The sequence below is a fragment of the Sphingomonas fuzhouensis genome, from assembly GCF_034659795.1.
Classification (GTDB): domain Bacteria; phylum Pseudomonadota; class Alphaproteobacteria; order Sphingomonadales; family Sphingomonadaceae; genus Sphingomonas; species Sphingomonas fuzhouensis.
The window spans coordinates 142,780-152,614 of sequence record NZ_JAXSQY010000008.1 but is presented as its reverse complement, the minus strand read 5'-3'; the positions used below and the strand labels follow the sequence as shown (position 1 = coordinate 152,614).

Below are 9,835 nucleotides of genomic sequence, written 5' to 3'. Positions count from 1 at the left end.
CGCACCTGGAAGCTGTTGAAGGCGTCGCCCTCGGCCACGCGGATTTCGCGGCGGACGACCTTGTCCTGCGTCTGCGTGTTGCCGTTGATGTCGATCCGCTCGACATAGGTGCGCTTGGCTTCGGCGATGTTGAACGTGATCGACATGGTCAGCGCGTCCTTGTCGCGCTGGAAGTCGGGGTTCACATCGGTAAAGGCATAGCCGAACAGACCCGCCGTCTGGCTGAGGCTGTCGATCGAATCCTCGATCAGCTTGGCGTTGTACCAGTCGCCCTTTTTCATGGGCAGCGAGGCGGCCAGCTTGGCATTGTCGAAGTCGCGAATCTGGCTGTCGACCTTGACGTCGCCGAACTTATAACGCGGACCTTCCTCCACCACATAGGTGATGATGAAGTCCTTCTTGTCCGGGGTCAGCTCGGCCACCGCGCTGGTCACACGGAAATCGGCATAGCCGTTGGTCAGATAGAAGAGGCGCAGCTTCTGCTGGTCGGCGGCCAGGCGATCCTGGTCATAGCTGGTCGCCGAGGACAGGAAACGGAACCAGCGCGACTGCTTGGTGTACATCGCACCGCGCAGCTGATCGTCGGAGAATTTCTCGTTGCCGATGATGTTGATCTGGCGGACCTTGGACTTCGGCCCCTCGCTGATCTCGAACACCACGTCGACGCGGTTCTGGTCGAGATTGACCATCTTGGGCTCGACCACCGCGCCGAACCGGCCCTGGCGGCGATACAGCTCGATGATGCGGGCCACGTCCTGGCGAACCGCGGTCCGGGTGAAGATCTGCCGCGGCGCGAGCTTGATCTCCTTCTTGATCTTGTCTTCCTTCAGGCGCTTGTTGCCCTCCAGGATGACCCGGTTGATGATCGGGTTCTCACGCACGCGCAGCACGATGTCGCCCGTCTCCACGCCGGAGATCGAGAAATCCGCGAACAGCTCGGACGCCTGAAGGTCCTTCAGCGCCTGGTCGAGCGTTTCGGGCGTATAGGGCATGCCGACCCGAAGCTTGGTGTAGGACAACACCGTCTCGGGCTCGATACGCTGCGCACCCTCGACGCGCAGCGTCCGGACGACCCGTTCCGGGGCAGGTGTGACCGCCGGATCGCCAGGCGGGAGCGGAGCCTGCGCCATGGTCGCAACCAAAAGAGCGAGGTCCAAACCGACAATCATCAATGCAACTCCATAACTCCGGAATTGCGATAGGCCGCCCATATGTCTGTTGGATGTTTGTACGTAACAGTGACGCTACGACATTGTTACCAATCGAGCGCGATCTGCTGCTGATGCCGCGTGTTGTTAGGGTTCAAACCCAATCACGCTCTTGAGGGGGGATGGTTTTTCTGATTCTCTGTGTCTGGATCAGGAGGAGTGAGGCATGGCGCTGTTCTGGTTATCGGATGAGGCGTGGGCGGCGATCAAGCCGCATTTGCCGAAGAACCAGCCCGGGGCGCGGCGAGTAGACGACCGGCGGGTTATCTCCGGGATCGTGCATGTGCTGAAGGTGGGCTGTCGCTGGTGCGATTGTCCGGCTGATTACGGGCCATCCACGACGATCTACAACCGGTTCAACCGGTGGTCGCGCCGTGGCTTTTGGCTCAAGCTGCTCGACGCGCTGGTGGGGGCTGGCGTGGTGACGAAGAGCACCGCGATCGACAGCACCTACATCAAGGCGCAGCGCGCAGCTTTCGGTGGAAAAGGGGGCGCCAGATCCAGGCGATCAGTCGCTCGCGCGGTGGCTGGACGACCAAGGTCCACGCGCTTACCGATGTCCTCGGCCGCCCCTATGCCCTGATGCTGACGGCCAGCAATGTCAGCGACGTGAAGGCCGCCCCCGCGCTTCTCGAACGGGCTGGCCGGATGCGTTATCTGCTGGCCGACAAGGCTGCGATGCCGACCGGCTGCGTCGTTCGCTACGTAACGCCGGAGCCGCCCCCGTCATTCCCGGACGGCGAAACCGCAAACGTACCATCCGCTACGACAAGGACCGGTATCGCGGCCGCCACCTGATCGAAAACGCCTTCTGCCGCCTCAAGGACTTCCGCCGCGTCGCCACCCGCCATGACAAACTCGCCGCCAACTTCCTGTCAAGCGTCGCCATCGCAACTGCGATCGCATTCTGGCTGTGATTGAGTCTCAGCCCTAATGGCATAGCGAGCTATCGGCTTAGCGCTGTCCCCCGACCGCCTTGCTGACACGACTTTAGGGGGGGCGAATCTGCGCGCGCCTACGATGGCGTTCGGGGTCTGTGGACTGCTACGTAAATGTGCTACGTAAGGCACCGGCTCGATCATCAAGGAACGGCGGAAAACTGCGGTTTCTTGGATATGGTCGGGGAGACAGGATTCCTGACCTAATTTTACCGCGCTCTAAGTCATTGATTTTGCGTCGACGCTCAACCCGTCCGTCGGCGGGTTGCACAGCGAGGGGTACAACAGGGGGTACAGCGTGGCAAGGCCATCAAACGGGCTTGTCGACTTGGCGATACCTCAAGCCATAGTCGTGCTTGACGACCTTCGCGGATCGCGGATCGCGGATCGCGGGTCAGCTATAGCTTTGCGACATGCCCCGAGGCGTTGTTCGAGGTGTGATGCCCGAGCAGGCCAGCGGTAGATCCCGATCATCGTATTCCCCTCGACGTGGCCGATTTTGGGAGAAAGCTGTCGCCCCAAAGCGGTATGGCAAACGTCAGCTACCGCCAGAAGCTGACGCCTAGCTCAGCTTCTGACGGTGCCTAGCAGGCGTTACTTTTTCCCAGTCGAACGGCTTTGGTTTAGCGCGAATAGACGGGCGAGGATTTCGTCCTCGTCCAGCCGGCCGGCGCGCCAATCCTCGCCCCAACCATATGCGTCGGCGACCGCCGCATCGAGAGCGGCGTGCGCTTTCACCAGCCATTGATGGCGGGCATTGTAGAGGTTGGTCAGCGTCCTCTTCTTCAATTCGATCGCTGCCGCATCATTTTTAGGCAGGATGCGATCGGGGTACCCGGCTACGATTTCGGGCTTTTGCACCACCATGTCAGCGGGGTTGAGCCAGTTCTCGCGCAGTTCGTTCAACCGCACGGCGGCGGCGGCAATCGTTTGCGCCCGGGGATCATGGGCATAGTCGGAGGCAGGTATATTTGGAGTCAGCCCCTCAGGAAAGGGAAACGTATCGTAGATAGCTTCACGATTGTAACGCCGCTGGTTACCGGCCCCCATCTTATTACCTATCCGCGTGCTCCATACTTCGTGAACGTAAGAATGTAGCAACCCAAAATGTGTGTCATCATCGCGTGTTACAATAACGAGATTGTTGTCCGGCAAAGTTGGCAGCTTGAGCCACAAGAAAATTCGATGCTCCGAGGTCATTGGTGTGGCAATGTACCGTTTAAGATGGAGCAGTTGAGATCTAACCTCGGGCCTGGGCCAGTAGGTGGTCCACCACTCCCTTTTTGGATGAACATCGCGGGCGCTCGATCGGGTCTCCCAAAGTAATGGAGAGGAAGGATCATCCGGATCATAGCGAGCTGAGTTTAAATACTCAAACGGTGCTTCCCAAAGTGACGCTTCCTCATGCGAAAGACCACGAGGAAAGTCGATAAACCATATATCTCTTCGCGACGTAGTTATATCTCGACCGTTCCAAGTTGGCCGAAGAACGTCCGAGTTCGAGCGTCCATTCGGGTTCAGAGGCAGAGCCAGCCATTTTCTCGCCACATCGCCTGGAATGTCAAAGGGACCACTTTTCTGAACGCCGACAAACGCCACTCCGCGGTTTTCCGCGAGTGCTGGCAGGGCCGAGACATTGAGCCCGGTGGTAAGGTCTGGATTGATCTGACCCACTGGTTGCCCGTTGATCAGCATTGATGAGATTGGCTCGGCGCGACTTTGAAAGCAGATTAGAGCCACGCGAACGGCAGCGCCGTCCACCACCCACGCCTCGTCCGGCCAAGCCGCGAAGAGTGTAGCCGTTTTGGCGATTCGATAGAGCACAGGAAGATTTGTATTTTTAGCTATTGAGTTAGTGGCGACCAACCCGGCTCGTTTTGTCCTTCCATCTGCTATCTGCGCTCTCGTCTTCTCGAACCAGTAACAGACTAGATCGGTGAACCCAGGCAAGCGCCCATGGAACGCTCGACGAAGCGTCTCGGTCTCCGTGAGACCCAATGCACGCTTCATAACCTTCGCCCCTAGAAAGGGCGGATTTCCAATAATTACGTCGGCAATGGGCCAACCCGCCTCACTTCCATCGGCATTCAACACCGCATCCCGACACTCGATTGTATCCAATGGGCGCAGGATGGGGTTTTTCGCGGCGTCAAAGCCGTTGCGCCGCATCCACTGAATTTCGCCAATCCATACGCTCACCCGTGCCAATTCGGCGGCGTAGGGATTAAGCTCAATACCAAGCGCGCACTCCGGTCCTACCCGCGGGAAGCCCCGAGGCAGCCCCAGTGCCTCGGCGTCGAGGTTGGCGCGATGCTCGATGTCCTTCAGCGCCTTAAGGGCAACATAAAGAAAATTGCCCGATCCGCAGGCGGGGTCGAGCACGCGGAAGTTCGCCAGCCGCTCGATGAACGCTGAATGGATCGCCGTCGCCTCGGCTAGCATTCGCGTCGTCCGGCCACGTTCCGCCGGGGTCAGCAGCCTTTCTGCGGTCCGCTTGGGCGCTCTTTCCACCAGTGCGGTAATCTTCGCCAGCGCCTCGGCCCATTCAATCTCCAGCGGATCGATGATGACGGGCCGCACAATCATCATGATCTTGTCGCGATCGGTATAATGCGCGCCGAGCTGGCTGCGCTTCGCAGGATCGAGCCCGCGTTCAAACAGCGTACCGAGGATCGAGGGGTCTATCTGCGACCAGTCGCGATCGGCGGCGGCGAGCAGCTGGTCGATATCCTCACTGTCCACCGGCAGCACGCTGGCATCAGTGAATAGCCCTCCATTGAACCATTCGATCGGCGTGAAATCGATGTCGCCGCCGGTGGCCATCGCACCGAACAGCTTGGCGGCATTGCTTTCGAACCGCTCGGGCCGAAGCCGGCTGGCCATAAGCATCTTGGTGAATAAGTTGTCCGGCAGTAGCCCAACGTCCTCTGCGAACATACAGAACACAAGTTGGTTGACAAAATGGGCGACACGATGTGCCTCATGTCCTCGCTCGCGCAGTCGCTGAGCAATGCCGACGAATTCGCGCGCAGTTTCCTCAGTCAGTTCCTGGCGCGACTTGGCGGGCTTGAATTGTTCAGGATCGGTGAATGCTGCCTTCAGCCGATCGCGCACAGCGCCGTCGGTCAGGTCCTCCAGCGCGATCTCGTGCGTTTCTTGAACACTGTTGGTCCAGTTGGTACGGATCACTATCCGGCTCATGTCGGATACGATGAGCAGCGGCGGGTTTTCCAGCGCCACCGAATATTGGAGCAGCTGGGCATAGGCTTTGTCGAGGTTGGCGTGCTTGCCCTTATATTCCCAGCTAAAGCATTCGCGCCGCCATACATCGGCCCAGCCATTACCGCCGCTGGTCTTGTTCGCACCTTTCTCGAACGTGAACCATTCGCCTTTCGGGTCGGCTGAGACCGGATCTTTGACGCCTAGGAGCGCACACAGATCGTTGAAATGGCTCTGCGACGCGGACCGCTCCTTCAGTTCAACGTTGCGCCACTTTCTTAGAAATTCGTGCGGTGTCATGCGCCCCCGGAACAATTGATAGAGCTGCGTCAATCTCACGCAGGCCCACCCTTTAGTAGCCAATCAATGCTAGGGAGCAATGGGCAAGGGCGCGCTGCTGACGGATAGCCTCGTGCGACCCAGCTTCCGTCCGGAACGGGCGTTGAAGGGAGGAGGCCGGAACGACCGAATTTGGTCGGCACCGGCCGGAAGGTCATGGGACATCGCTGCCGATCCGGCAGCGCGAAGTGGACGTCCACAAACGCCGTAAGCCGACGTTCGACAACCCTGACGCTTCAACTCAGGCGGAGTATAGGTCCGCTATGCTTCAAGGTTGGTGGATTTTCTCGGAAAGGAAGAAAACGCCATGTAGCGTTGAAACGACCATTGAGGCGAACGCGAACGTTAAAGCGAAGCCGACAGCGCCTTTCACGACCAGCCACGGCCACGCTGCTCCCGTCCAACGACCTATCGAGACCTGCAACATATCGATGGACGGTGCGAAGGCGTTGATGGCCATAAATGCGAAGCACAAGCCGAACGATAGAATAACGAGATACGAGAACAGGTAGGACAGGAACAGCCGTCGCGTCAGCTTTACCGGCACCTGTTGCCCGCGCACGCGCATTTCTACTTCGGGCGCTGGCGCTGGCATTTCGTGGTCCATCGTCGTGCTACCGAACGTAGCCACCGCCGCAAGGCCAGCGAAATAGAAGCCGGGAAGCGTCGCAACGAGCGTCAGCAGACTTCCCACAAGGCCGGTCGAACCGACAAGCGCGGGTTTTACCGGCAACACGGCGTAGAACACGCCTGCTAGGATCGTCAGGAATAGCGGAAGCCACGTCGTATAGGTCCGCATTTCGCCATGCGATATGCCCCGGTAGGCGAAGCCTCGGCCTAGTTCATATGCAAGCTGTTTCAGCACCTTATATCGTCCGATGGGCCAAGAATTGCGGCACCGCCAAGCCATGCAAATGCGGGACAATATGCATAGCAGACTGCGCCAAGAATGGGAATATGTTGGTCAGCTCAAAAGATAGGACATACATTTCCGTAAGAACCGCGCCGTTCGCCGTGCTAATTTCAACAGTTGTTGTTCGGCTGGAATTTGGAAGCCGATAGGTGATCTGCGCCGTATTATATGTCTGCGCGTTCTGCTGTATGACTTGACTTAAGGACGCCCACAAATTTACCGGAAGATTATTGTGGTCGATACCTAGCTTTAGTTCAGATTCTGTCTTCGTTAGATATGGCGCACCGCCGATTGGCGCTGCCTGTTCCGCTTTGATGAGCGAAACGCCGGACACGCGACCGGCATTGATGTCGTTAATAAGCGTGTCAGACGGACGACCGCGCAACTCGACATGTGGGCAGCATCTATCCCGGCGCGGCTGATTGTTCGCGTCAACGCCGCCCGCTGGATGCGGATACGAAAAGAACGACGCATCGTCGTGATATTGGAAGTTCAGAAGCTTCGACAGCAGGCGACGAACTAGGTCGAACGGAAGGCCGGGAATACGCTCAATCGCGCACGTATATATGTTCGGTTGGTTTTGCTCCTGCGCCGTCGAAATTAAGACGTGGCAACCGAAGTCCGATCCGACGTTCCCTACCTTGACGTGTTCGTTGAACTGCCCGGCGGCAGGATCGGAGTAAACGCTGTTGGGCGTCGTCGTGTCGGAAAGGCGCACTAACAAAGTGACGAACTGTTGGGCGGCGTCGATGGCCATATCGCCAATCAACATCGTCGCCGTGTTCGAACGTAGCTGATAGGTCCGTCCGGTATCCTTCATATGCTGAAGAACCGGTACAACGTCATTCATCGTTGGGGCGGGCGCGCCAGCCTTCCGCGCGCACAGCTCCAAATCAAAGATATAAAATTGTCGCCGATTATTCTGCATCCAACACCCCTGCCTTAGTCATCGGATAACATGACGTAGCGTGAATAGCTACAACGTCGAACGTAGGGTGGACGAACCGGCATGTTTTAGCCAAACCGACTTTCCCACAGGGGCGGCACTATGATGGCCGGCATATTGGCCAATGACCGGACTGCGCGCAATCATAGACGGTTTCACCATTTCGTAGCGGACTCCCCCTCTGACTGTTCGCGCCACGTATTTAAGGTCTCTGTCCATATTGGCTGCTTATTTCGCAAATTTGAATGACCGCTTCCGGAACAGGGTGACGTTCACCCTACCGAACCGGAATGACGCATTCTGCTCGACATGGGCTGACATGGCTGGCTGCCTGACGACCTTCGGCACCGCCCAACGGGGTCCGTAGAGGCGGCCGCGGCGCCATCTCGGCGAAAAGGTTGAAAGAGGCGGAGTAACAGGGCAAAAGGCACTGCATGGCAACACTTCTTGATTGGGGAAACGTAGACGCGGCTGCCGCTCGGATTGAAAAGACACTCAATCTCGAAACCCGGCGAGAAGCATTCTCCCTACTCTGCGTGACATCGCTCCTACGCATCGACTTCGATGAGGCAAGGGGCTCGATCACCGATGGAGGAGAGGATAGGGGTGTTGACGCAGTCTATCTCGACGAGCGTTTCGGGCGCCGCGTAATTCATCTCTTTCAGTTCAAGTGCCACAGCAAATTCAACGGCAGCAACCGAAATTTTCCGTCGACGGAAATTGACAAACTTCTTGCCTTCATCGGGGATTGCTTCGGACAGGTTGACGGATTTCTCGAAACATGTAATCCGCTGCTGCGGCAGAAGGTGTTGGACATCTGGGACTTCGTTAGCTCGGGGGCGTGCGAGGTCGAAATCCACCTTTGCTCGAATGGGGAGCGACTCATACCGGACCATAAGGCTCGCTTTGAATCATCACTTGCCCGGTTCAAGTTCTTTCAGCTTCACGAAGCCGATCTCGATTCCCTATCTGACACGGTCTCGCGTCGGACAGCAACAGAACGGGAAATCCACCTCCGGATTGTGGAAGAACAGGTATATGAGCGCACGGATGGCAACGTGCGGGCGGTAATTGGTACGGTCTGCGGCGACGAGTTTATCGCAGCGCTGACAGATCCCACGAAGACAACGCAGCTTGACCCCGATCTGTTTGAAGAGAACGTCCGTGTCTATCTCGGTGAACAGAACGACATCAACCGTCGAATCTATGATACAGCCGTGTCCAATGAGGCCGGCATGTTCTGGTATTTCAACAACGGCATTACCATAGTCTGCGAACGGTTTAGCTATCAGGCCGGCTTCAAGAATGCGCCACTGCGACTCCTGAATCCTCAAGTGGTGAATGGCGGTCAGACCTCCCATGCGCTTTTCCAAGCATCGCGGACCAGCTTTGCTTCCGTGCAGCGCGTTCGGCTTCTTGTCCGCATTATCGAGACGCAGGACAAGAGCCTCTATGCGAAGGTCGCTGAGGCAACGAACAGCCAGACCCCAATACGAAGCCGCGACTTGAGATCGAACGACCCCATACTTGTCCGCCTCGAGGCATCGTTACTGAGTCATGAGTGGTATCTAGATCGAAAGCGCGACCAGCATTCCAAAATTGGCGAAAGCAGACGCATAGATGCGCTGAAACTTGGACAGATCTGGCTAGCCTACGTTCGCGCTGAACCCGATAAGGCCAAGACGGCCTCAGATCGAATATTCGGAGAGTATTTCCCGCTGGTCTTCGATCCTGCGGAGATGGATGCGAAGCGGGTGATAGCGGTGTGGACACTTTATGCCGAGATTGAGAAGCATCGCCGCGCCAAGTTGCAGGAGGCGCGCAGGGCATCTAGGCTGGTTACGGAGCAGGAAATCGAGTCCGCATGGATCGTGGAAGGCTTGTATCACCTCGCCTTCGCGGTCAGGAAGCTCGCTGAGCGTGCCAACATCGACATCTTCGACTTCGATCAAGTCAGCCTTTTAATTCCTGAGGCGGAGCGGCGGTTATCCGAGTTCGTCAAGGACCGCCCGAACATTTCGACCTACCGCCTATTCAGAAATGCGGCCACGAAACAGAATCTATTTCGAACCTCGCTCAATGAGCAACCCCAGCAACTAAGCCTTCTCTAGTCCGCTAGCCAAGTCTATTTTCGGTTACGCTGGTTATCGGCAGACTGCGCCTTCAGGGCTATTCTGTGGCAGGTTTCAGTGAAAACAGCCATTGAGCCGAAAACCGGGAATGACCTTAATTGGTCGACACCTGCCGTAGGCGGATCTCAGCCGCTTCACGG

At 57.4% G+C, this 9,835-nt stretch carries 5 protein-coding genes and 1 pseudogene; 2 read left to right on the top strand and 4 right to left on the bottom strand.

Annotated features, from left to right (window positions below; genetic code table 11):
• On the bottom strand, positions 1-1,130 hold a 1,130-nt coding region (gene bamA / locus U1H82_RS16465), incomplete at its 3' end, for an outer membrane protein assembly factor BamA (RefSeq protein ID WP_322966041.1).
• Between the two features lie 244 nt (positions 1,131-1,374).
• On the opposite strand from bamA, the pseudogene U1H82_RS16460 reads away from it, so the two are divergent.
• A pseudogene (locus tag U1H82_RS16460) lies at positions 1,375-2,125 on the top strand (IS5 family transposase).
• 615 nt (positions 2,126-2,740) lie between these two features.
• On the opposite strand, the gene U1H82_RS16455 reads toward U1H82_RS16460, so the two are convergent.
• The 3 genes from U1H82_RS16455 to U1H82_RS16445 all read right to left on the bottom strand — a co-directional run bounded on the left by U1H82_RS16455 (position 2,741) and on the right by U1H82_RS16445 (position 7,545).
• Entirely contained in the window at positions 2,741-5,698 is a 2,958-nt protein-coding gene (locus U1H82_RS16455; protein ID WP_322966033.1) for a class I SAM-dependent DNA methyltransferase, read from the bottom strand.
• 274 nt (positions 5,699-5,972) lie between these two features.
• Positions 5,973-6,503, bottom strand: a complete 531-nt coding sequence (locus U1H82_RS16450) for a hypothetical protein (RefSeq protein ID WP_322966032.1) — start codon at positions 6,501-6,503, stop codon at positions 5,973-5,975.
• Between the two features lie 67 nt (positions 6,504-6,570).
• Positions 6,571-7,545: a hypothetical protein gene (locus U1H82_RS16445; protein WP_322966031.1), complete on the bottom strand. Its 975-nt coding sequence runs from the start codon at positions 7,543-7,545 to the stop codon at positions 6,571-6,573.
• A 452-nt stretch (positions 7,546-7,997) separates the two neighbouring features.
• Between U1H82_RS16445 and U1H82_RS16440 the strand changes: the two genes are divergently transcribed.
• Entirely contained in the window at positions 7,998-9,674 is a 1,677-nt protein-coding gene (locus U1H82_RS16440) for an AIPR family protein (protein WP_322966029.1), read from the top strand.
• Positions 9,675-9,835 lie beyond the last annotated feature (161 nt).

Excerpts from the sequence above, each read along its gene's own strand:
- U1H82_RS16445 (WP_322966031.1), bottom strand. The coding sequence starts at position 7,545 with ATGCAGAATAATCGGCGACAATTTTATATCTTTGATTTGGAGCTGTGC.
- U1H82_RS16450 (WP_322966032.1), bottom strand. The coding sequence starts at position 6,503 with ATGCGGACCTATACGACGTGGCTTCCGCTATTCCTGACGATCCTAGCA.
- U1H82_RS16440 (WP_322966029.1), top strand. The coding sequence starts at position 7,998 with ATGGCAACACTTCTTGATTGGGGAAACGTAGACGCGGCTGCCGCTCGG.